This is a genomic window from Streptomyces sp. NPDC001532 (assembly GCF_040298625.1).
In the GTDB taxonomy this organism is placed as follows: Bacteria; Actinomycetota; Actinomycetes; order Streptomycetales; family Streptomycetaceae; genus Streptomyces.
In genome coordinates this window covers 57,837-79,704 of sequence record NZ_JBEPAL010000014.1, presented here as the reverse complement: position 1 = coordinate 79,704, position 21,868 = coordinate 57,837, and the positions used below count along the sequence as shown (strand labels likewise).

The window sequence follows — 21,868 nt, the reverse complement described above, 5'->3', positions numbered from 1 at the left end:
GGAGTTTTCGAGGAGTTAACCTGCCGCCCGGCGCCCCCACGCCGTCCCCGCCAGCACCAGCGCGCCGCCCGCCAGCCCGACCGCGCCCAGCCGCTCCCCGCCCAGCGCGATGCCGGCCGCGGCGGCCCACAGCGGCTCGGTGCCCAGCAGCAGACTGACCCGGGACGGGGAGGTCCGGCGCACCGCCCACATCTGCACGAAGAAGGCGAACAGCGTGCAGAACGCGGACAGGAACAGCAGCCCCGCCCACTCGCGCGCCCCGAACGCCGCCGCCGTGCCCCACGGCGTGGTGTCGGCGCCCGCCGACAGCAGCGCGAACACCACCACCGAGGTGCCCAGCTGCACCGTGGTCAGCGGCAGCGCGGGCGCGCCCTGGACCGCCTTCACCCGCGACATGGCCAGCACGTGCACGGTGCGGGCGAGGGCCGCGAGCAGAATCAGCAGATCGCCGAGCGAGGGCCGGGTGAAGCCGCCGCCCTGGGTGAGCAGCACGACGCCGAGCACCGAGAGGGCGGCCGCCGCGAGGAAGCCGCGCGCGGGCCGGACCCGGGTCACCGCGGCCTCCGCGAGCGGGGTGAAGATCATGGTGAGGCTGATGATGAGGCCCGCGTTGGTCGCCGAGGTGTGCACGACGCCGTACGTCTCCAGCAGGAAGATCCCGCTGAGGATCAGTCCCAGCAGCGCGGCCCCGCGCCACTGGGCGGCGGTGAGGGCGCGCAGCGCGCGCCGGCCGGCGACCACCAGCACCGGGAGCACCAGCGCGAACCGCAGCACGAGGACGGCCAGCACCGTCTGAGCGGTGGTGATGTCCTTGGCGGCGAGATAGCTGCCGCCCCACACCACCGCCACCAGCAGGACGGGCAGATCGGTGAGCCAGGCACGGCGCGGCGCGAGGGCGCCGGATACGGCGATCGAGGTCATACGGCTGCGGCTTTCGTCTCCGTCGGGGTGCGGAGACGGCGGCGGCTCGCACGGGGACGATCACCGTACCGGCAGGGTGGATCTTCGGCCAGGCCCGGGCCGACGGGCCGGTCACGCTCTCGCGGGCGCCGTCGGGCTCGGGCGGTGCCACACTTGACGCCATGGCACGAACGGACCCGGAGCTCGCCGAGCGGCTGGAGAGGGCCATCAAGAGCCTGCTGGAGCGCCGCGCCGACACGGCCTCGATCTGTCCGTCCGACGTGGCGCGCGATGTCTACGAGGGTGATGACGAAGGCTGGCGGGCGCTGATGGAGCCGGTCCGCCGAGCGGCATGGCGTCTGGTGGCGCTCGGCGAGGTCGAGGTGACCCAGGGCGGCCGGCCCGTCGAGGAGACCGCGGCGCGCGGACCGATCCGCATCCGTCGCGCACGCGGCTGACCGCCGGCCGGGGTCCGGCGCACCCGCGAGACCCTCTAGGCGTCCTCCGGAAGCTCGAAGGTGCCGTACTCGGGACGGCCGGACACGTCGTACGTCTGGATGGAGACGCCGGCTCCCGTGACGCTGCCGCCGGTGTGCCGGAAGGCGGTCGGGACGGCGCCGTCGGCGAAGAAGCGGCGGCCGGATCCGAGCACGACCGGGAAGGTCAGCAGGTGGACGGTGTCGATGACGCCGAGGTCGAGCAGGGACCGCGCGAGCGCCCCGCTGCCGTGCAGCTGGAGCTCGCCGTCGGTGCGCTCCTTCAGCGCGGTGACCTCCTTGGCGAGGTCGCCGTGGAGCACGGTGGTGCCGGACCACTCGGGGTCGGTGAGGGTCGCCGAGGGGACGTACTTCGGCAGCCGGTTCAGCGGGCCGGCGACCGGGTTGCCGGGATCGGTGACCTTCGGCCAGTACGAGGCGAAGATGTCGTACGTCCGGCGGCCGAGCAGGAAGGCGCCGACGCGTGAGAAGACCCCGTCGACGAACCGTCCGAAGTCCTCGTCGGCGTACGGGAAGCTCCAGCCGCCGTGCTCGAAGCCGTCGCGGGTGTCCTCCTGCGGGCCGCCCGGGGCCTGATAGACGCCGTCGAGGGTGACGAAGATGGTGGAGACCAGCTTGCCCATGGCGGATGCCTTTCGTGGGTGTGCGAGGAGTCTGCTGTCATCAGGGCAGACCCCGTGGGTCCCCGCAACTCATCGGTCGACGGCACGGGGACCGGGCCGGGACCCCGGGCGAGGTCGACGTCCGTTCACCGCCGGTGCCGGGCCGGCGCAGCGGCTGGGATGGAGCCATGACTTCTCAAGGAACAGGAACCCTGATCGGCAAGGTGGCTCTCGTGACCGGCGGCAGCCGCGGCATCGGTGCGGCGACGGCCCTGCGGCTCGCCCGGGAGGGCGCGGACGTCGCCCTCACCTACGTCAACGGCAAGGAGGCGGCCGAGGACGTCGTACGGGCCGTCGAGGCGCGGGGTCGGCGGGCGGTGGCGCTGCGGGCGGACTCCGCGGACGCGGCGGAGGCGGCAGGAGCGGTGGAGCGCGCGGCGGAGGCGCTGGGTGGCCTCGACGTGCTGGTGAACAACGTGGGCATCGGAGTGCTGGGGCCGCTGGACGGCCTCACGCTCGCCGATGTCGACCGGGTGCTCGCGGTGAATGTGCGCGGGGTGTTCCTGGCGTCGCAGGCGGCCGCCGCGCGGATGGCCGACGGCGGCCGGATCATCACCGTCGGCACCTGTATGACCCAGCGGGTGCCGGGGCCCGGCGGCACGCTCTACACCATGAGCAAGGCGGCCCTGACCGGCCTGACCAAGGCCCTGGCCCGCGAACTGGGCCCGCGCGGCATCACGGCGAACATCGTCCACCCCGGTCCCGTCGACACCGACATGAACCCGGCCGACGGGCCTTACGCCCCCGGCCAGGCGGCCCTGACCGCCCTCGGGCGCTTCGGCACCGCCGACGAGGTCGCGGCGACGATCGCCCACCTCGCGCACGCGTCGTACGTCACCGGCGCGGAGTTCTCGGTGGACGGGGGCCACGCGGCCTGAACCGGGCCGGACCGCGCCCGGCCTCGCGGACCTGCGGCTCCCCGGCGGTGGGCCGGACGGGTCTGCGGAGCCCGCGCAGCCCCCGGCCGAGACGCGTTCGCGGGGCGTCCCGGTGCTGTCAGGCCGGGGCGCCCCGCGGGTTCGGGGAGAGGTCAGCCGCCGAGTTCCTGGTGGCGGGCGGTCAGGCGCTGGGTGCCGTCCTCCGTGAGGGAGCCGAAGAGGCGCAGGCGGGAGATGCCGCCGTCGGGGAAGATGTCCACGCGCGCGTGGGTGCCGACGGCCGGCTCGGGCAGGACGAAGCGGTGGTTGGTGTCGGGCTGGAGGCGGGTGCGCGGCAGCACCTGGCGCCAGTCGCCGTCCTCGCCGTCCTTCACGGACACCGACGCCCAGCCCGCGCTGTTGCCCTTGAGGTAGGCGGTGTCGATCTCGATCGCGCGGATCTGGGACTGCGACACCAGGCGGTAGCGGATCCAGTCGTTGCCCTGGTCGCGGCGGCGGCGGGTCTCCCAGCCGTCGTCCATCTTGCGGGAGCGGCCCGGCTGGATGGTGTTGGTGGCGGGCGAGTAGAAGAGGTTGGAGGCGTCCTCGACCTGGCCGCCGTTCTCCAGCGCGACGACGTCGAAGGCACCGAGCACCGCCAGCCATGCCGGGTCGGGCACGACCTCGCCGTGGACCCGCAGCCGCGCGATGCCGCCGTCGGGGTGCTGGTTGACGCGCAGGTGGGTGAAGCGCTGTTCCGTGGCGACGGCGAAGCCGTTCGCCGCGTGGCCGCCGACCGGGGTGCGCGGCACCAGGGTCGTCCACTTCACGTCGTCGGAGAGCAGTTCCTCCGGGGACGGGGAGCCCGGTACGGAGGCGGCCTCGACGGAGACGGACTGCGGGTAGTTGCCGCGGAAGTGGGCGGTGTCGACGACGATGCCGCGGATGACGCCGGGCGCGCCCAGCCGGATCAGCGCCCAGTCGTGGTCGTCGGCCGCCGGCCAGGGGTGTTCGGCGGAGACGCCGCGGCGCCGCCGGGTCTCCCAGCCGTCCATGACCTTGCCCTTGTGCCCGAAGTGCTCGGGGTCGAACTCGGCGCGCTCGGGCACCAGCAGGTTCTCCCGCTGGGCGAAGAACTCGTCGTTGGCGGCGATGACACCGGCGCCGAGCTGCCGGTCGGCGAGGTTGGCGTACTGGGTGAAGGGGAAGTCGGCGGTGCGGTAGTCCGCGTACGGGTCACCGCCTCCGTAGGGGTTCGCGTCGCCGGTGAAGCTGGGTATCGCCGTCACGGTGATCAGTTCTTCCTCTCGGGAGTCGGCCGCTGCTCGTGCGGGGCGCGGTCAGGGGGTGCGGGTGAGCAGCCGGCCGGCGGGGTCGGTGAAGCGGCCGTGGGCGTAGATGCGCTCGCCGCGCAGCCAGGTGGACTTCACGACGCCGCTGAGGGTGCGGCCGGCGTAGGCGGTGACCCGGTTGCGGTGCTGGAGGGCGGCCGGGTCGACGGTGAAGGTCTCGTCGGGGGCGAGGACCGCGAAGTCGGCGTCGCGGCCGGCCTCGATGGCGCCCTTGCGGCCGAGTCCGACGAGTTCGGAGGTCTTGGTGGACATCCAGCGGACGACGTCCTCCAGGCCGTGGCCGCGCCTGCGGGCCTCGGTCCAGACGGCGGGCAGGCTCAGCTGGAGGCCGGAGATGCCGCCCCAGGCGGTGGCGAAGTCGTCGGTCTTGAGGTCGGCGGTGGACGGCGAGTGGTCGGTGACCACGCAGTCGATGGTGCCGTCGGCGAGCGCCTGCCACAGCAGGTCCTGATTGGCGGACTCGCGGATCGGCGGGCAGCACTTGAACTCGCTGGCGCCGTCCGGGACTTCCTCGGCGGTCAGGGTGAGGTAGTGGGGGCAGGTCTCCACGGTGAGTCGGACGCCTTCGGCGCGGGCGGCGGCGATCAGCGGCAGCGCGTCGCTGGAGGACAGGTGCAGGACGTGCACGCGCGCGTCGAGGCGCTTGGCCTGGGCGATGAGCGCCGCGATGGCGGTGTCCTCGGCGTCGCGCGGGCGGCTGGCGAGGAAGTCGGCGTACTTGGGGCCGCCGTGCTGCGGGGCTGCGGCGAGGTGGTGGGGGTCCTCGGCGTGCACGATCAGCAGGCCGCCGAAGCCGGCGATCTCGGCCAGCGACCGGGCCAGCTGGTCCTGGTCGAGGTGCGGGAACTCGTCCACGCCGGACGGGGAGAGGAAGGCCTTGAAGCCGTAGACGCCGGCCTCGTGCAGCGGGCGCAGGTCCTTGACGTTGTCGGGCAGGGCGCCGCCCCAGAAGCCGACGTCGATGTGCGCCTTGGACCGGGCGACCTCCTGCTTGACGCGCAGGTTGTCGACGGTGGTGGTCGGCGGGAGGGAGTTGAGCGGCATGTCGACCAGGGTGGTGATGCCGCCGGCGGCGGCCGCGCGGGTGGCGGTCCAGAAGCCTTCCCACTCGGTGCGGCCGGGGTCGTTGACGTGTACGTGGGTGTCGACCAGACCGGGCAGCAGGACGTCGTCGCCGAGGTCCTCCACCCGGGCGCCGTCCGGCACCGGTGCGTCGTACGGCAGGACGGCCGTGATCGTGCCCCGGGCGACCGCGACCGTGGCGGCGCGCGTCCCCTCGGGCGTGATGACGCGTGTCGAGCGCAGTACCAGTTCAGCGTCGGACACCCGGACCCCTCTCTTCGTCGCCGAGGTTTACTTCCACGTAACGAAATTCAACACTCTGTTGAAGCTGCCTCGGAGTCTTCACTCCCGCCGTCGCGCCGTCAAGGGGCACACTCACCACGGTGCACCCTCGGCGCCCGCTCTGGATGTTTCCACAAAGCGGAATTAGAATTCCAGCAGGCAGAACGTAGCTACGCACAAGCGAGGAGTCAACCGACCGCCGGGTAGGCTTCTGCCCTTCCAGTCAGCCCCGAAAGGAACGCGCCGTGCCGACGTCCAGCGCCAGCACCACCGACTCCGCCAAGGCCGCGGGCGGCGGTGGAGTCCAGTCCCTCGAGCGCGCCTTCGACCTGCTGGAACGGATGGCGGACGCGGGCGGCGAGGTGGGGCTCAGCGAACTCTCCGCGAGCAGCGGCCTGCCGCTGCCGACCATCCACCGCCTGATGCGCACCCTGGTCGCCTGCGGCTACGTCCGCCAGCAGCCCAACCGCCGCTACGCCCTCGGCCCCCGGCTGATCCGCCTCGGCGAGTCCGCCTCGCGCCTGCTGGGCACCTGGGCCCGTCCGTACCTGGCCCGCCTGGTGGAGGAGACCGGCGAGACGGCGAACATGGCACTGCTCGACGGTGACGAGATCGTCTACGTGGCGCAGGTGCCGTCCAAGCACTCGATGCGCATGTTCACCGAGGTCGGCCGGCGCGTCCTGCCGCACTCCACCGGTGTCGGCAAGGCACTGCTGGCGAGCTTCCCGGACGACGAGGTGCGCGCGCTGCTCGCCCGTACCGGCATGCCCGCGGCGACCGACAAGACGATCACCACGGCCGACGGCTTCCTGGCCGCCCTGGACGACGTACGCCGGCTCGGGTACGCGGTGGACGACAACGAGCAGGAGATCGGGGTGCGCTGCCTCGCGGTGTCGGTGCCGGACTCCCCCACCACCGCCGCGATCTCGATCTCGGGCCCGGCGGGCCGGGTCACCGAGGCGGCGACCGAGCGGATCGTGCCGATGCTCCAGCAGGTGGCGGTCGAGCTCTCGGCGGCGCTGGCCAGCTCGGGCACGAGCGCCTGAGCCCGCGCCCCCACCCTTCCGGCGCACACCGAACAGCCCCCGGCCGCACCGGCCCGGGGGCTGTTCGCATTCCGTCAGTTCCGGGGCGGCGGGCCGAACAGCTCCACCGCGTCCCGCACGCCGGCCAGTCCCCGCGACAACGCGCTGACCGACCCGATCGCACCGGCGATCAGCAGCAGCGAGCGGCGTAACCGGGGAATCTCCGGGGCGCCGCCGACGGCCATCGCGGCGAGCGCGGCGAGTTCGTCCTCGGCGACCGCCCGGTCCGGGAACTCGGCCGGATGCGCGGCCAGTTCACGGCGCAGCCGGGACACGGCGGTCCGCAGTTCCGCCACCCTCGGGTCCTCACCGCTGCCGGTCACTGGCCTCTGCCCCAAGCTCCGCAACACAGCTCTCCCCCCTGGCACGCCCTTGCGCCCGGTCCCGTTCACTCCCCCTGTGCGCCCCCGGATTCGAGCCGGGCGCCGGGATGCGGGCCAGTAAACGCCACCCCGTGCGCCGGCGCTACCGAGAGGACCGAAATTCAGTCCGCCGAGACCGCCCTCTCGCCCCTGTGTCCGGTATGCAGGATCCATGACCCACACAGAGGACCAAGTGGCAGGAGTGCTTCTCGCGGCGGGCGGGGGGCGGCGGCTCGGCGGACGCCCCAAGGCGCTGCTCCCCCATCGCGGGCGGCCGCTCGTCGAGTACGCGGTGGGAGTGCTGCGAACGGCCGGCTGCGACCGGGTCCATGTGGTGCTCGGGGCGCGCGCCGACGCCGTACGGGAGCAGGCGGAGCTGCCCGGGTGCGTGCTGGTGGACAACCCGGAGTGGGAGCAGGGCATGGGCAGCTCGCTGCGGGCCGGGCTGGCCTCGCTGGCCGGGACGCCGGCGCGGGCGGCGCTGGTGTCACTGGTGGACCAGCCCGGCATCGGGCCGGCGGCGGTGGCGCGCGTGCTGGCCGCGTACACGGACGAGTCCTCGCTGGTCTCGGCCGCCTACGACGGGGTACGCGGCCACCCGGTGCTGTTCGGCGCGGCGCACTGGGCGGGGATCGCGGCGACCGCGACCGGCGACCGGGGAGCGCGGGCGTACCTGAAGGCGCACGAGGCCGGGATCCGACTGGTGGAGTGCGGTGACGTGGCGCGGGACTACGACATCGACACGGAGGCCGATCTGGTCCACCTTGAGTGAGCGGGGTGGCACCGGGCGCCACCTTGCCTCGACTCAGAGAATCTCGACATCAACAAACCATTGAAGTTCCACAATGAGGAAACTAATATCCACTGACCAGAAGCACCCGACCGCACAGCGGGTGCGATATCTCCCGTACGTGCCCCTTGGCACCCGGTGCCACCGCTGAAGGAAGTGACAGCTCATGTCCGCACCAGCGCCGTCCCCGCTGGCCATCGTCGACGCCGAGCCCCTGCCCCGGCAGGACGAGGTCCTCACCGACGCGGCGCTCGCCTTCGTGGCAGAGCTGCACCGGCGGTTCACGCCGCGCCGCGACGAACTCCTCGCCCGCCGGGCCGAGCGCCGCGCCGAGATCGCCCGCACCTCCACGCTCGACTTCCTGCCCGAGACGGCCGCGATCCGCGCGGACGACTCCTGGCGGGTCGCCCCCGCTCCGGCCGCCCTGAACGACCGCCGCGTCGAGATCACCGGCCCCACCGACCGCAAGATGACCGTCAACGCCCTCAACTCGGGCGCCAGGGTCTGGCTCGCGGACTTCGAGGACGCCTCCGCACCCACCTGGGAGAACGTCGTCCTCGGCCAGCTCAACCTGATCGACGCCTACACCCGCGCCATCGACTTCACCGACGAGCGCACCGGCAAGTCGTACGCCCTGCGGCCGAACGAGGAGCTGGCGACCGTCGTCATGCGTCCGCGCGGCTGGCACCTGGACGAGCGCCACCTGGTGGTCGACGGCCGGCCGGTCCCCGGCGCCTTCGTCGACTTCGGCCTGTATTTCTTCCACAACGCCCAGCGGCTGCTCGACCTCGGAAAGGGCCCGTACTTCTACCTGCCGAAGACCGAGTCGCACCTGGAGGCCCGCCTCTGGAACGACGTGTTCGTCTTCGCGCAGGACTACGTCGGCATCCCGCGGGGCACCGTCCGCGCCACCGTGCTGATCGAGACGATCACTGCGGCGTACGAGATGGAGGAGATCCTCTACGAGCTGCGCGACCACGCCTCCGGGCTGAACGCCGGCCGCTGGGACTACCTGTTCTCCATCGTGAAGAACTTCCGCGACGGCGGTGCCAGGTTCGTCCTGCCGGACCGCAACGCGGTCACCATGACCGCCCCGTTCATGCGGGCCTACACCGAACTCCTCGTGCGCACCTGCCACAAGCGCGGCGCGCACGCGATCGGCGGCATGGCGGCGTTCATCCCGTCCCGCCGGGACGCCGAGGTCAACAAGGTCGCCTTCGAGAAGGTCCGCGCCGACAAGGACCGCGAGGCGAACGACGGCTTCGACGGCTCCTGGGTCGCCCACCCCGACCTGGTGCCGATCGCCATGGAGTCCTTCGACCGGGTCCTCGGCGACAAGCCCCACCAGAAGGACCGGCTGCGCGAGGACGTCGACGTCAAGGCGGCCGACCTGATCGCCGTCGACTCGCTGGACGCCAAGCCGACGTACGCGGGCCTGGTCAACGCCGTCCAGGTCGGCATCCGGTACATCGAGGCCTGGCTGCGCGGGCTCGGCGCGGTCGCGATCTTCAACCTGATGGAGGACGCGGCCACCGCCGAGATCTCCCGCTCGCAGATCTGGCAGTGGATCAACGCCGAGGTCGTCCTCGACAACGGCGAGCAGGTCACCGCCGAGCTGGCCCGCAAGGTCGCCGCCGAGGAGCTGGCGAACATCCGCGCCGAGCTCGGCGACGAGGCGTTCGCCGCCGGCCACTGGCAGCAGGCCCACGACCTGCTGCTGACGGTCTCCCTCGACACGGACTACGCCGACTTCCTCACCCTGCCGGCGTACGAGCAGCTCAAGGGCTGACCGCCCGGCGCCGGCCGCTAGCGCTCCGAGTGGCCCAGGGTCTTCCCCGGGGCCACTCGGTCGCGTACGGCCCTCTTCACCGCCGTCGGCTCCGGGAAGCCCTGCTCGCGGCGGTCCCAGACCACCTCGTCGCCGACCCGGACGACGAACACGCCGCCCTTGCCCGGCTTGAGCGCCAGCTCGGTCAGCTCGGCCTCGAAGGTCGTCAGCAGCTCCTGCGCCAGCCAGGCCGCGCGGGGCAGCCAGCGGCACTGGGTGCAGTACTCGATCTCCACCCGCCGCGTCTCGGACGTCATCCCAGATGCACCGACCAATCCTGTTCCGCCGCCGGCTTGCCGTGCAGGTCGGGCACCCGCTTCAGCCAGTCCGGACGGCCCTGCTGGGTCTTCGCCGCGCGCCGGGCGTTCTCGGCGGCCAGTTCCGCGCGGCTGGGGAAATCGGTGGGCAGCCAGGCCTCGGAGGCCCGCACGCGTGCGTACAGGAAGTCCACATAGGCCCGGCGCACCTCGTCGGGCGTGCCGAAGCCGGGCTCGTCGGCCAGCCAGGCGTCCGGGACCTCGTCGGTGATGGCCCGCAGCAGTTCCTCGGTGACCTTCGGCCGCAGCGCGGCGTCGGCGGCGCGGACGTCCGGCCCGTACCGGCCGAGGGCGTGGTGCCGGAAGTCGTAGGCCTTCGCCGGGTCGGTGGTGCCCCAGCGGTGGTGGAAGACGAGCGCGGCGCCGTGGTCGATCAGCCACAGCCGCGGCGGCGCGACGCCGAGCGTCGGCCACACCATCAGGTTGGAGCTGTGCACGGTGCGGTCGACGTTCACGGTGAGCGCGTCCAGCCAGACGATCCGGCCGGCCTCCACCGGGTCGACGGGGAAGACCTCGGCGAGCTCGGGCGTGAAGTCCCGCCCGCCGGACAGATAGTCCATCCCGAGGTTGACGCCCGCGCTGGCCTCGTGCAGCTCGCGCACCTCCTGGTGCGGCTCGTGCGCGGCGATCACCGGGTCGAACCGCACCAGCACCAGCTCCGGGAACCGCAGCCCCAGCGCCCGCGCCAGCTCCCCGACGATCACCTCGGCGACCAGTGCCTTGCGGCCCTGGGCGGAGCCGGTGAACTTCACGACGTAGGTGCCCTCGTCGTCGGCCTCCACGACTCCGGGGACGGAGCCGCCGGACCGCAGCGGGGTCACGTATCGAACAGCAGTCACGTCGCGCAGCACATCCGCCAGGGTATGCCAGGCCGGCGGTGTGGTGATCGGCGGTCAGACGGCCGCCAGCGGGTTCGGCAGGGGCAGGTAGCGGGCGTCGGCGCCGTCCGCGCCGGTCCAGCGCAGGAGGAGGTTGGTCTTGCCGGGGAGGGTGGGGGCGGTGAGGAGGGCGGGGATCTCGGGGAGGGGGTGCCGGGTCAGTTCGTCGCGGACGGCGGGCCAGGGGTCGAGGCCGGGGTGGCGTTCGGTGAGCGCGTCGGCGAGTTCCCACAGGTGGTTGACGAGCAGGCAGTACACCAGCCGCTCCCAGCCCGCGGCGCGGTCCACGTCCGTCAGCAGTTTCACGCCCTCCGCGTCCCGGAACAGCGCCCGCACCGGCATGCCGTCGGCGTCGACCGCGACCAGCGTGTTCTGCAGATGCGCCTCCAGGACGACGCCGTGGTCGGTGAAGGCCGCCAGGGCGGGCGGGACGACGGCCCGCAGATACGCCCTCCACCAGGCCGCCGGGTCGGTGAGGCGGTCCAGCGGGCTGTCCCCGAAGCCCTCGACGAGGCCGGCGGCGAGCAGCGGTGTCGCGCCGGGCGGCACCCGGCCGGCGAAGCCGTCGCGGACCAGGACGGCCAGTTCCTCGAAGGCGAAGTCGGCCGTGCGGTAGCCGCGGTCGCTCAGCCAGGCACCGGGGCCGGCGGCGAAGGCCCGGGTGACGGCGGCGTCCGCGCGGCGCAGTTTGAGCAGGTCGTGGCGCCACAGCCGGCGGATGTCGTTGGTGATGCGCACGTCCAGGCTGAACTTAAGGAAAAGATCCCGCCCGGGCTCGTACACCGTGCGGATCGCGGCCGTCGGCCAGGTGTCGAAGTCGGTGCTGCCGAGCCGGATCAGCCGGCCGTCGGCGAAGGCGGCGTCGAGGGCGGGGCCCACGAGGTCGAGCTGCCAGGGGTGGGCGGGCAGCAGGCGGTAGCCGGGCGGGGCGGTGCCGAGGGCGTCGAGCGCGGAGCAGTCGCCCTCCTCGGCCACGGCGTCCTCGCGCAGCCCGAGCAGGGTCAGCGGGAACCGGGCGTGCGCCTCGGGGGCGTAGGGCAGCCAGCTCGTCACGGGGCCGCCGCCGCGCGCCTTGGGCGCCGGGTGGTGGGGGTGGCCGGTGAGCAGGCACTGCTCGGAGCGCAGATACGGGTCGCCGGGCGAGGTGGCGCGGGCCCTGGCGGTGAGCAGCGCGGCGACGGCGTCGCGGCTGTCGGTCATCTCGGCGGGCAGTTCGTGGTTGGGCAGGCCGGTGTACGCGCGCAGTTCCTCGGCGACCAGCGCGACCAGTCCGGGATGGTCGAGCCGCTGCCAGCCGCCGTCCGCGCGCACCTCGGGCGCGACGGGCCGTCTGCCGCCGCGCACCCGCAGCAGCCGCCCGCTGCCGGGCAGCCGGTGGACCCCCGGCTCGCCCTCCACCGGCCGGGCGACCTCGCGCAGCAGGCAGTTGAGCAGCGGCGCGGCCGCGCAGGCGTCGGCCCGCTCGGCGACGTCGGCACCGGCCGCCGCGTCGGCGTCGGCTCGGGCCTCGGCGTCGCGGTCGGCGGGCGGGGGCAGGAGGTCCACGCGATTCACTCGTTCTCTACGGTTCGTACGGAGACGATCAGTATCGCCGCCGTCACGGCCCGCCGTGACCGCGCCTTTCCGCCCTACCCGTACGAAAGGACCCGACCGTGCACCCATCCCCCACCGCCGAGGCCGAGGTCGCCGACGAGCTGGCCGCGCTGCGTCCGGACCTCGTCGAGCGGTACGCGGCCGAACTCCCCGGCGCGCGGGCGGCCGTGCTGACCCGGCTGTGGCGTGCGCTCACCCATGAGCCGCTGCCGTGGATCGGGAGCCGGGCGGCGGCCGGGGACGGGTGGGTGCTGCGGCTGCGCGACGGCCGCCGGCTGCACGGCCCGGTGCCGGACCCGTACGCGACCGCCGCGTACGTCACCGTCGTACGGCTGGACGGCCGGGCGTACGACGACCCGGCGCGGCTGATGGCGGACCTCGCGGTGCCGCACGGCGCGGAGCTGGCGCGGGAACTGGGGCACAGCGTGGCCTCGTCGGCGCTGTCGCGGGCCGGGCAGCCGGCCGGTCCCGAGGACTGGCCCGGGCGGGACTGGGAGTGGGAGCAGCGGGTGGTGGACGGACATCCCTTCCACCCCAACTGCCGGGCGCGGCCCGGTTTCACGGTGGCCGAGCAGCTGGCGTACGCGCCCGAGCACCGGCCGGTGGTGGATCTGGGGCTGGTGCCGGTGCCGGCCGCGGCGTGCCGGGTGACGGGCGGCTGGCCCGCGGCGTGGCGGGACGGGGCGCGGGTGCTGATGCCGGTGCACCCGTGGCAGGAGACGCATGTGCTGAAGCGGTCGGGCGAACAGCGGCTGCCCGCGCATCCGCTGATGTCGCTGCGCACCCTGGCGCTGCCTGGCGGACCGCATGTGAAGACCGCCCTGAGCGCCCGGCTCACGTCGTCGGTGCGGGACATCTCGGTCGGGTCGGTGACCGCCGCGATGGCGCTGTCGGCGTTCGCGGAGGAACTGGCCGATGCGCAGGTGCACTTCACCCGCACCCTCGGCGCGGTCACCGACGGCTCCCCCGAGCTGGCGGCCGTGCTGCGGGAGTCCCCCGAGGTGTACGCGGCGGACGGTGAGCGGGTGGTGCCGGTGGCCGCCCTGGCCGGCACCGGGCTGCCCCGGGACCCCGGCTGGCTGGCGGAGCTGGCCAGGATCGCGCTCACCGTGGGGCTGCGGCTGCTGGAGCGCGGTGTGGCGCTGGAGGCGCACGGCCAGAACCTGCTCGTGGTGCTCTCCGCGTCGGGCGCACCGCTGCGGCTGGTCTACCGCGACCTCGCCGACATCAGGGTCGGCCCGGCCCGGCTGGCCCGGCACGGTGTCGCGCTGCCGCCGGAGCTGCCGCGGCGCATCCTCACCGACGAGGTGACGGCCCTGCGGCGCAAGGTGTTCGGCTCGCTGGTGGGCGGTGCGCTGGCCGGTGCGGCGGGTTCGGCGGCGGCGCTGCGGGCGGCGCTGGAGAGCGTCGCGGACGAGCTGCCGGACACCGTGGACCGGGCGGCGCTGCTCGGTGAGCCGCTGCCGGTGAAGGCGCTGACGCTGATGCGGCTGTCGCCGGGGACGCCGGGCGACCAGTGGGCGGAGCTGCCCAATCCGCTGCTGTGACGGCTGGTGGTGACGGCTGGTGGTGACGGCCGGTTTTTGGAGCCGGGCGCCCTGGATCAATAGGATCCGCCGATGATCACAACTAGACGGCTGGCGGCAGGCGTGAGTGTCCTGTTCGCCGCGCTGACGGCGGGCATCGCCCTGCCGTCCACGGCGCTCGCCGACGAGACCACGGCCGCACAGCCCAAGGTCAACCTCGTTCTGGACGTCAGCGGTTCGATGCGCACCCGCGACATCGACGGCCAGTCCCGGATGGCCGCGGCGAAGCAGGCGTTCAACGAGGTGCTGGACGCCACTCCGGAGGAGGTCCAGCTCGGCATCCGCACGCTGGGCGCCGACTATCCCGGCGACGACCAGAAGCGGGGCTGCCGGGACACCGCGCAGCTCTACCCGGTCGGCCCGCTGGACCGCACCGAGGCCAAGACGGCCGTCGCCACCCTGGTGCCGACCGGCTGGACGCCGATCGGCCCGGCGCTGCTGAAGGCGGCCGACGACCTGGAGGGCGGCACCGGTTCCAAGCGGATCGTGCTGATCAGCGACGGCGAGGACACCTGTGCCCCGCTCGACCCGTGCGAGGTGGCCCGCGAGATAGCGGCCAAGGGCATCGGCCTGACCATCGACACCCTCGGCCTGGTGCCCAACACCAAGATGCGGCAGCAGCTCAGCTGTATCGCCGAGGCGACCGGCGGCACCTACACCTCGGTCGAGCACACCGACGATCTCGCCGACCGCGTCAACCAGTTGGTGGACCGCGCGGCGGACCCCGTGGTCACTCCGGTGGCCACCGAGGGCGGCGCGGAGTGCGCCGAGGCGCCGACGCTGAAGTCCGGCCTGTACACCGACCGCGAGGAGTTCGGCGAGCAGCGCTGGTACCGGGTCGACCTGCTGCCCGGCCAGGAACTGCGCGCCTCGGTGAGCGTGGCCGCGGACCGCGCGGTGGACCCCGACTACGGGGTGCTGCTGCGGGCGGTCACGGTGCACGGACGCGAGATCGTGCGCGGTGAGGCGGCGGGCCACGGCCGTACGGATGTGATCTCCGCGGGGCTGCGCTACCCGAAGCCCGAGACCGACGAGGACGACGCGCCCGCCGAGGCCGTCTGCCTCCAGCTGACCAACTCCTTCGCGCCGGGCGCCGGGGTGAAGACCACGCCGGGTCTGCCGGTGGAGCTGACCCTCGACGTCGTCGACGGGCCGGGCGACGCGGACGACGTGGCCTCCTTCGGCCTGGGCCGCGGCTGGTGGCTGCTGGGCGCGCTGATCGTGGCCGGCTTCCTGGCCGGTGTGGTGTGGGGCTGGGTGTCGCGCTGGCGGATCGCGGTCTGGAGGACCAACTGATGCGTGTTTCCCGAGTGATCGGCGCGGCGCTGCTGACGCTGGGCCTGGCCGCGGCTCCCGCGGCCGCGGACGGCTCCGAGGACGGCGCCGAGGCGCCCACGGCGGCGGGCACGTCCTTCCGTACCGCCACCGAGATCGAGCAGGGGCGGACCGCCACCGCGGACGCCTCCGCCGGCGACTACCTGTACTGGTCGTTCCCGGCCGACGCCGGACAGCGGCCGACCGTGCGCGCCACGGTGAAGCTGCCCGAGGCGCACACGGCCCAGACCTGGCAGATCGACGTGTACGACGGTCTGCGGCGCCGCCAGGCCTGCCAGTGGGGCGCGCAGACCCGCACCGCCGCGGCGGACACCGGCACCGTCGAACTGGCGTGTGTGCTGCGCACGGTTCGGGCGTGGTCGGAGCCGTGGGCGAACGACCCGCTGCCGGGCACCTACTACGTCCGGCTCACCGCCGTCGGCCTGCCCACCGGCGACCTCGGTCTGCCGGTCGGCGCCGAACTGCGGGTGGACTCCGAGGACATGGGCGGCGCGGCGGCGGTCGACGGCTCGCTGGACGAACCGCTGGTGCCGGGCATCGCGGTGACGAACGCGGCGGACGAGGAATCCGACGCGTCCGACGAGGACACGTCCTCGGCGGTGCTCTCCAGCATCGAGCCGGAGGACGGCTGGTCCTCCGGCTGGTGGTCCGACCGCTGGGTGTGGACGGCGATCGGCGGCGTGCTGGCCGCGCTGGCCGGGATCGGCGGCTACGCCCTGACCCGCGGCTCGGGCCGCCCGCCGAGGGTTCCGCCGACGGCGTGACGGTCACGGGTCACAGGTGACCCCCGGAGAGAGGGCCCGCCGTGCGCGGGCCCTCTTCATGCCCGCAGCGCCTTGGCGATCGCCCCGTCGCCGGTCACCGTGACCCGTCCGTCCCGCACCGCCTCGGTGAGGGTCGTCTCGCCGCGCGCCACCGCCGCGCAGGTGCCGGCGTCCAGGACCAGCCGGGCGTCGGGGTCGCCGGGCGCGGGCCCGTCGCCGTAGACCGGGCCCTGCTCGGCGCCGACGTGCAGATGGAAGCGGCCTTCCTCCAGCTGGACCTCCACGGTCCCCTGCCCCTCCAGGGCCCGCAGCAGCGGCAGCGCGAACCAGTGGGCGCGGACCGCGTCGGTGGGCCGCCGCTCGCCCAGCTCGCCCTGCCCCCAGGTGCCGAGCGCCTGGAGCACCGGCAGCAACGCGCTTCCGCGCGCGGTGAGTTCGTAGACGTAGGCCGCGCCGGGCGGCGGCAGCCGGCGCCTGGTGGTCAGCCCGTCGCGCTCCATGTCCTTCAGCCGGGAGGCGAGTACGTCGGTGCTCACGCCCGGCAGGTCCGCGTGCAGGTCGGTGTAGCGGCGGGGGCCGGCCAGCAGCTCACGGACGATCAGCAGGGTCCAGCGGTCGCCGACGACGTCGAGGGCGCGGGCGGCGGAGCAGTACTGGTCGTAGCTTCGACGAGGTGACATGCGACGCAGTGTAGACAAGTTGTTGGACTTTCCAAGCTGCTACTTGGTAAAACCAAGCAAGACACGTCACCGGAGGGGAAACAGCGCATGGAGTTCCGGCAGTCGAGCAAGCTGAGCGAGGTCTGTTACGAGATCCGCGGCCCGGTGATCGAGCACGCCAACGCGCTGGAGGAGGCGGGGCACAGCGTGCTGCGCCTGAACACCGGCAACCCGGCCCTCTTCGGCTTCGAGGCGCCGGAGGAGATCGTCCAGGACATGATCCGGATGCTCCCGAGGGCGCACGGCTACACCGACTCGCGCGGGGTCCTCTCCGCCCGCCGGGCGGTCGCCCAGCGCTACCAGACGCTCGGCCTGGAGGTCGACGTCGACGACGTGTTCCTCGGCAACGGCGTCTCCGAGCTGGTCTCGATGGCCGTGCAGGCGCTGCTCGAGAACGGCGACGAAGTCCTGATCCCCGCCCCCGACTTCCCGCTGTGGACGGCCGTGACGACACTCGCGGGCGGCAAGGCGGTCCACTACCTCTGCGACGAGCAGGCCGAGTGGTACCCGGACCTGGCGGACATGGAGTCGAAGATCACCGACCGGACGAAGGCGGTCGTGATCATCAACCCGAACAACCCCACCGGCGCGGTCTACCCCAAGGAGATCGTCGAGGGCGTCCTCGACCTGGCCCGGCGGCACGGTCTGATGGTCTTCGCCGACGAGATCTACGACCAGATCCTCTACGACGACGCCGTCCACCACTCGGCCGCCGCCCTCGCCCCCGACCTGGTCGTCCTCACCTTCTGCGGCCTGTCCAAGACCTACCGGGTGGCGGGCTTCCGCTCCGGCTGGCTGGTCGTCACCGGGCCCCGGCAGCACGCCAGGGACTACCTGGAGGGCCTCACCATGCTGGCCTCCATGCGGCTGTGCGCCAACGCGCCCGCCCAGTACGCCATCCAGGCCGCGCTCGGCGGCCGGCAGTCCATCACCGACCTCACATCCGCGGGCGGCCGCCTCCACGAACAGCGCAACGTGGCCTGGGAGAAGCTGAACGAGATCCCGGGCGTGTCCTGCGTGAAGCCGAAGGGCGCGCTGTACGCGTTCCCGCGCCTCGACCCCAAGGTGCACAAGATCCACGACGACGAGAAGTTCGTCCTGGACCTGCTGCTGCGCGAGAAGATCCAGGTCGTCCAGGGCACCGGCTTCAACTGGCCGGCCCCGGACCACTTCCGCATCCTCACCCTCCCCCACGCGGACGACCTGGAGGCGGCGATCGGGCGGATCGGGCGGTTCCTCGGCGGGTACCGGCAGTAGCCGGCGCCCGGCGCTCCCTAGCCTGGCCGCATGAGTGATCTCTTCCTCGTGCGGCACGGTGAGACCGAGTGGTCGCGGTCCGGACGGCACACCGGATCGACGGACGTCCCGCTGACCGAGCACGGGCGCGAGGAGGCGCGGCGGCTGGTGCCGCTGATCCGCTCGCACCGCATCGGGGCCGCGTTCGTCAGCCCCCTCCAGCGGGCCCGGGAGACCGCCGAGCTGATCGGGCTGCACGGAACGCGGGTGGACGCCGATCTGCGCGAGTGGGACTACGGCGGCTACGAGGGCGTCACCACCGTCGAGATCCAGCGCGAGCGGCCGGACTGGTTCCTGTTCCGGGACGGCGTCGCGCCCGGGCCGCCCGAGCACCCCGGTGAGACACCCGCGCAGGTCGGGGAGCGCGCCGACCGGATGCTCGCCAAGGTGGACGCGGCGTTCGCCAACACCGAGGGCGCGGTGGTGCTGGTGGCGCACGGGCACTTCCTGCGGGTGCTGACCGCGCGGCGGCTCGGGCTGCCGCCGGCCCAGGGCGCGCTGTTCCAGCTGGCGACGGGCACCCTGTGCCGGCTGGGCACCCAGCACGGGCGGCCGGTGATCGCGGGCTGGAATGTCAGACCCCCGTCGTAGCCTTCGAAGCACTGGGGCAGTTGCCCGGAGCATGGAGGGAGCACGCCGTGACCCGACCGCCCACCGCCGCGCAGCGGCGGGTCCTCGACGCCGCCGATCCGGTCACCGGACGGCTCAGGGCGACACCGGCACAGCTGGCCGCGCTGGTGCGGCACGGCCTCGCCTTCCGCCACCCTCGGCCGCCGCACGACCACTTCCTCACCCCGGCCGGACACCGGCTGCGGGAGGCCGAGCCCGCCGCACCCCCGCCCGAGCCGACCGGTGTGTTCGCCGCCCGCGTCGGCGGCGAGGAACAGCCGCCGCCGGCCGGCCCGGCCCGGGTCCGGGAGGTGCACAGCGCCTGGCAGGGGCTGCTGGAGCTGCGCCGGATGACCAACCCGGGCGGTGCGGTGGACCGGCCCTGCGGCTGGGAGCGGAGCCATCTGGTGCGGGCCGCCGCGCTCGCCCTGGAGGCCGCCGGACACCGCCCGGCCGACGGCGCCGACGGCGCCGACGGACCCGGCTACCGGGTGCGGGCGACCCCGCAGCCGGAGGCCGTCGCCGTGCACGAACCGGACGCCGAGGCGCTGCGGGCCTGCGGGGCCACACTGGAAGAGGCGGGCTGGCAGGCCGGCGAGCACACGGAACCGCGCACCCGCGTCCGCTACCTCCTGGCCTCGCCACGGCGGGCGTGAGGGCCTCGTGTGAGGATGCGGGAGCACCGATCGTCGTGGCAGGAGAAGAAGAAGGGGAAGCCGTGTCCGAGCCGTATTCCGTTCCGGTGACCGTCCGCGGGTACGAGACCGACGTCCAGGGCCACCTCAACCAGGCCGTCTACCTCAACTACGCCGAGCACGCGCGCTGGTCGCTGCTGCACGCGGCCGGCATCCGCCAGGCCGACCTCCAGGCGAAGGGCGTCGGCCCGGTCGCCCTGGAGACGACCATCCGCTACCGCCGGGAGCTGCTGGCGGGCGACGAGGTCGAGGTGACCTGCGTGTTCGAGTGGAGCGACGGCAAGACGTTCCGCATCCGGCAGAGCGTCGTCAAGGCCGACGGCACGGTCGCGGCGGAGATCGAGGCGGTCGGCGGACTGCTGGACCTGAAGACCCGCCGCCTGCTCCCCGACCCCCGGGAGCGGTTCAAGGAACTGGCCGCCGAGCCCGCCCTGTTCGGACTCTGAGCCCGCCGCGCCCCTCACCCCTCGGCGAAGGCGGCGCGGTGGTCCACGGCCCACTCCCGGTAGCCACGCGCCGGACGGCCCAGGACGCGGGGCACGTCGTCGGTGACGACGGCGTTGCGGCCGCGCCGCACATAGGCGTTCCCGGCGAGCACGCCCTCAGCGGCCTCCGCGTCGAGGCCCCAGCCGGCCAGGAGGTCCCGGGCCTCCTCCACGGAGAGGTCGCGGGTGGTGACCGGCCTGCCGAGCACGGCCGCGAGGACGGCCGCCTGCTCGGCGACACTCACCGGCTCCGGACCGGTCAGCGTGTACGTCCGTCCCGAGTGCCCCGCCTCCAGCAGCGCCCGCGCCGCCACCTCGGACACGTCCCGCGGGTCGACCACGCCCTGGCGCCCGGCACCGGTCATGTTCGGCACCGGCTCGCCCGCGCGGATCGCCGGAGCCCAGCTCAGCGTGTTCGAGGCGAAGACCGAGGGCCGAAGCACCGTCCACTGCGCGCCGCTGTTGCGCAGCGCCCGCTCGCCCGGCAGATGCCAGGCACCGGACGGGCCGAGAGCGGGGTCGCCGGTGCCGATCGCGGAGAGCTTCACCAGCCGGCCCACGCCCGCCGCCCGCGCCGCGTCCACCAGCTCCCCGTCGTGCTGGGCGCCGGACCCGGGGACGCCCACGAGGAAGGCGGCGGTCACTGCGTCCATCGCCGCCCGCACCGACTCCGGGTCGCGGTAGTCGCCGCGGACCACCTCCACGCCCGAGGGCACCGAGGCCCGGTCCAGGTCCCGGGTGAGGGCGCGCACCTTCTCGCCGCGCGCGGCCAGCTGTCGTACCAGGTCACTTCCGATGGTGCCGGTGGCACCGGTCACGAGGATCATGTCCCCACGGTGCCGGGCGGCGGCTGCGCGGCTCTTGGAGATTCCGGCACACAACCGGGAGCCCGCCGGAGGCCGCGGGCGCCTACCGTGGGGGCATGACCGACGCCGTGGCCGAGCACCCGCTGCCGATGCCGATGCCCGCCGAACTGCGGGCGTGGATAGCGGACATGACGACGGTGGCGGCACCCGGCGCGGTACCGGGGCCGTACACGTTCGTGCCGGACCCGGCGGTGAAACTGGTCGTGCGGACAGCGGCGGACGGGCGCCGGGACGCCATGGTCGTCGGACCGCGCACCCGCGCCTCCTACCACGCGCCGGAGCGCCCCGCCTCGTGTGTGCGCCTCAGCCTCGCGCCCGGCGCCACCCGGCCGCTGCTCGGTGTGCCCGCGGTGGACCTGGTGGGCCGGGTGGTCCCGCTGGACGCTCTGCCGGGCCCGGCGACGAGCCGGCTGGCCGACCGGTTGCGCGCCTTCGCCCCCGACGAGCTGGCGGAGCGGCTGGCGGAGGTGCTGCCTCGGACGCTGCCGAAGGGCGCCGACCGGGAGCGGGCGGAGCTGCTGCGTGCCGGGGTGGCGGAGCTGTCCGTCCGGGAGGGCCGGGCCCCCGCGCAGGTGGCGGAGACCGCCCGCCGGCTCGCGGTGAGCGAGCGTCAGCTGCGCAAGCTGTTCACCGAGGGGATCGGGCTCTCCCCCAAGCACTACGCCCGCATCGAGCGGGTACGCCATGTCCTGGCCCGCGCGGCCGGCGTGTCCTGGGCCGAACTGGCCGTGGCCTCCGGCTACTACGACCAGGCTCATATGACGGCCGACTTCCGCTCCCTCATGGGCGTCCCGCCCCGCGCCTACGTCACCGGCCGCCTCCCCGGCGCCCGCCCCTGCCAGGCGTGGGCCCGCGGCTGAGACGCGGGTGCGGTGGACGCCGTCCCTCTGCGACGCTGCTCCGCCACGACAGCACGACGTGGCAGACCGAGCCTGTGGCGCCGTCGCAGTTCACCCGATGGGTGAGCGCGGAGGCGGGCGCGCCATGCCGCCGGAACCGCTGCCACGGCGCCGCCGACACGCTCCCCCGCTCTCGACTGCGCTCGAGC

Annotated in this window: 23 protein-coding genes; 13 read left to right on the top strand and 10 right to left on the bottom strand. The window is 73.8% G+C overall.

What is annotated here, in order from left to right:
- Positions 1-15 precede the first annotated feature (15 nt).
- Positions 16-921, bottom strand: a complete 906-nt coding sequence (locus tag ABT232_RS15775; RefSeq protein ID WP_351840463.1) for a DMT family transporter — start codon at positions 919-921, stop codon at positions 16-18.
- Between the two features lie 161 nt (positions 922-1,082).
- Between ABT232_RS15775 and ABT232_RS15770 the strand changes: the two genes are divergently transcribed.
- Positions 1,083-1,358, top strand: a complete 276-nt coding sequence (locus tag ABT232_RS15770) for a DUF3253 domain-containing protein (RefSeq protein ID WP_351840462.1) — start codon at positions 1,083-1,085, stop codon at positions 1,356-1,358.
- 35 nt (positions 1,359-1,393) lie between these two features.
- Here ABT232_RS15770 and ABT232_RS15765 read toward each other — a convergent pair whose 3' ends face one another.
- Complete coding sequence (locus ABT232_RS15765) at positions 1,394-2,020, bottom strand: dihydrofolate reductase family protein (RefSeq protein ID WP_351840461.1); 627 nt, start codon at positions 2,018-2,020, stop codon at positions 1,394-1,396.
- Between the two features lie 167 nt (positions 2,021-2,187).
- Between ABT232_RS15765 and ABT232_RS15760 the strand changes: the two genes are divergently transcribed.
- On the top strand, positions 2,188-2,937 hold the full coding sequence (locus ABT232_RS15760) for an SDR family NAD(P)-dependent oxidoreductase (RefSeq protein WP_351840460.1): 750 nt from the start codon (positions 2,188-2,190) through the stop codon (positions 2,935-2,937).
- Between the two features lie 152 nt (positions 2,938-3,089).
- Here the strand turns inward: ABT232_RS15760 and alc are convergent, their stop codons facing one another.
- Together alc and allB are read right to left on the bottom strand one after the other, a co-directional pair.
- On the bottom strand, positions 3,090-4,205 hold the full coding sequence (gene alc / locus ABT232_RS15755) for an allantoicase (RefSeq protein ID WP_351840459.1): 1,116 nt from the start codon (positions 4,203-4,205) through the stop codon (positions 3,090-3,092).
- Positions 4,206-4,256: 51 nt separating this feature from the next.
- Positions 4,257-5,594: an allantoinase AllB gene (gene allB, locus ABT232_RS15750; protein WP_351840458.1), complete on the bottom strand. Its 1,338-nt coding sequence runs from the start codon at positions 5,592-5,594 to the stop codon at positions 4,257-4,259.
- A gap of 263 nt (positions 5,595-5,857) precedes the next feature.
- Here allB and ABT232_RS15745 point away from each other — a divergent pair, with 263 nt between their 5' ends.
- Positions 5,858-6,658 (top strand): IclR family transcriptional regulator, encoded by an 801-nt coding sequence (locus tag ABT232_RS15745; protein ID WP_351840457.1) that lies wholly within the window; start codon positions 5,858-5,860, stop codon positions 6,656-6,658.
- 74 nt (positions 6,659-6,732) lie between these two features.
- On the opposite strand, the gene ABT232_RS15740 is transcribed toward ABT232_RS15745, so the two are convergent.
- Positions 6,733-7,047: a DUF5955 family protein gene (locus ABT232_RS15740; protein WP_351840456.1), complete on the bottom strand. Its 315-nt coding sequence runs from the start codon at positions 7,045-7,047 to the stop codon at positions 6,733-6,735.
- Positions 7,048-7,231: 184 nt separating this feature from the next.
- On the opposite strand from ABT232_RS15740, the gene ABT232_RS15735 reads away from it, so the two are divergent.
- Both ABT232_RS15735 and aceB read left to right on the top strand, forming a co-directional pair.
- On the top strand, positions 7,232-7,831 hold the full coding sequence (locus tag ABT232_RS15735) for a nucleotidyltransferase family protein (RefSeq protein ID WP_351840455.1): 600 nt from the start codon (positions 7,232-7,234) through the stop codon (positions 7,829-7,831).
- A gap of 184 nt (positions 7,832-8,015) precedes the next feature.
- Entirely contained in the window at positions 8,016-9,638 is a 1,623-nt protein-coding gene (aceB, locus tag ABT232_RS15730) for a malate synthase A (protein ID WP_351840454.1), read from the top strand.
- A 17-nt stretch (positions 9,639-9,655) separates the two neighbouring features.
- Here the strand turns inward: aceB and ABT232_RS15725 are convergent, their stop codons facing one another.
- Genes ABT232_RS15725 through ABT232_RS15715 form a run of 3 tightly spaced genes read right to left on the bottom strand, consistent with a single transcriptional unit; the run spans position 9,656 to position 12,426 of the window.
- Complete coding sequence (locus ABT232_RS15725) at positions 9,656-9,934, bottom strand: Rdx family protein (protein ID WP_351840453.1); 279 nt, start codon at positions 9,932-9,934, stop codon at positions 9,656-9,658.
- Entirely contained in the window at positions 9,931-10,845 is a 915-nt protein-coding gene (locus ABT232_RS15720; RefSeq protein ID WP_351840452.1) for a HipA family kinase, read from the bottom strand. Before ABT232_RS15720 ends, ABT232_RS15725 begins: the two co-directional genes overlap by 4 nt.
- A gap of 42 nt (positions 10,846-10,887) precedes the next feature.
- A complete protein-coding gene (locus ABT232_RS15715) occupies positions 10,888-12,426 on the bottom strand; it encodes an IucA/IucC family protein (protein WP_450871638.1) in 1,539 nt (512 codons plus the stop codon).
- Positions 12,427-12,524: 98 nt separating this feature from the next.
- On the opposite strand from ABT232_RS15715, the gene ABT232_RS15710 reads away from it, so the two are divergent.
- From ABT232_RS15710 to ABT232_RS15700, 3 genes are all read left to right on the top strand, one after another.
- The gene (locus ABT232_RS15710) at positions 12,525-14,012 is read left to right on the top strand and encodes an IucA/IucC family protein (protein WP_351840451.1); all 1,488 of its coding nucleotides are present in this window, start codon (positions 12,525-12,527) and stop codon (positions 14,010-14,012) included.
- Between the two features lie 72 nt (positions 14,013-14,084).
- Positions 14,085-15,347 (top strand): VWA domain-containing protein, encoded by a 1,263-nt coding sequence (locus ABT232_RS15705; protein WP_351840450.1) that lies wholly within the window; start codon positions 14,085-14,087, stop codon positions 15,345-15,347.
- On the top strand, positions 15,347-16,150 hold the full coding sequence (locus ABT232_RS15700) for a hypothetical protein (protein ID WP_351840449.1): 804 nt from the start codon (positions 15,347-15,349) through the stop codon (positions 16,148-16,150). The genes ABT232_RS15705 and ABT232_RS15700 overlap by 1 nt, the downstream gene beginning before the upstream one ends.
- A 56-nt stretch (positions 16,151-16,206) precedes the next feature.
- Here ABT232_RS15700 and ABT232_RS15695 read toward each other — a convergent pair whose 3' ends face one another.
- Positions 16,207-16,830: a winged helix-turn-helix transcriptional regulator gene (locus ABT232_RS15695; RefSeq protein WP_351840448.1), complete on the bottom strand. Its 624-nt coding sequence runs from the start codon at positions 16,828-16,830 to the stop codon at positions 16,207-16,209.
- Positions 16,831-16,917: 87 nt separating this feature from the next.
- Here ABT232_RS15695 and ABT232_RS15690 point away from each other — a divergent pair, with 87 nt between their 5' ends.
- From ABT232_RS15690 to ABT232_RS15675, 4 genes are all read left to right on the top strand, one after another.
- Positions 16,918-18,126, top strand: a complete 1,209-nt coding sequence (locus ABT232_RS15690; RefSeq protein WP_351840447.1) for a pyridoxal phosphate-dependent aminotransferase — start codon at positions 16,918-16,920, stop codon at positions 18,124-18,126.
- A 30-nt stretch (positions 18,127-18,156) separates the two neighbouring features.
- A complete protein-coding gene (locus ABT232_RS15685; RefSeq protein WP_351840446.1) occupies positions 18,157-18,756 on the top strand; it encodes a histidine phosphatase family protein in 600 nt (199 codons plus the stop codon).
- 47 nt (positions 18,757-18,803) lie between these two features.
- Positions 18,804-19,430: a hypothetical protein gene (locus ABT232_RS15680; RefSeq protein WP_351840445.1), complete on the top strand. Its 627-nt coding sequence runs from the start codon at positions 18,804-18,806 to the stop codon at positions 19,428-19,430.
- 62 nt (positions 19,431-19,492) lie between these two features.
- Positions 19,493-19,915, top strand: coding sequence for an acyl-CoA thioesterase (locus ABT232_RS15675; protein WP_351840444.1), 423 nt, complete (start codon positions 19,493-19,495; stop codon positions 19,913-19,915).
- Positions 19,916-19,929: 14 nt separating this feature from the next.
- Here ABT232_RS15675 and ABT232_RS15670 read toward each other — a convergent pair whose 3' ends face one another.
- Entirely contained in the window at positions 19,930-20,781 is an 852-nt protein-coding gene (locus ABT232_RS15670; RefSeq protein ID WP_351840443.1) for an SDR family oxidoreductase, read from the bottom strand.
- 95 nt (positions 20,782-20,876) lie between these two features.
- Between ABT232_RS15670 and ABT232_RS15665 the strand changes: the two genes are divergently transcribed.
- Complete coding sequence (locus tag ABT232_RS15665; RefSeq protein WP_351840442.1) at positions 20,877-21,680, top strand: AraC family transcriptional regulator; 804 nt, start codon at positions 20,877-20,879, stop codon at positions 21,678-21,680.
- Positions 21,681-21,868: the final 188 nt, after the last annotated feature.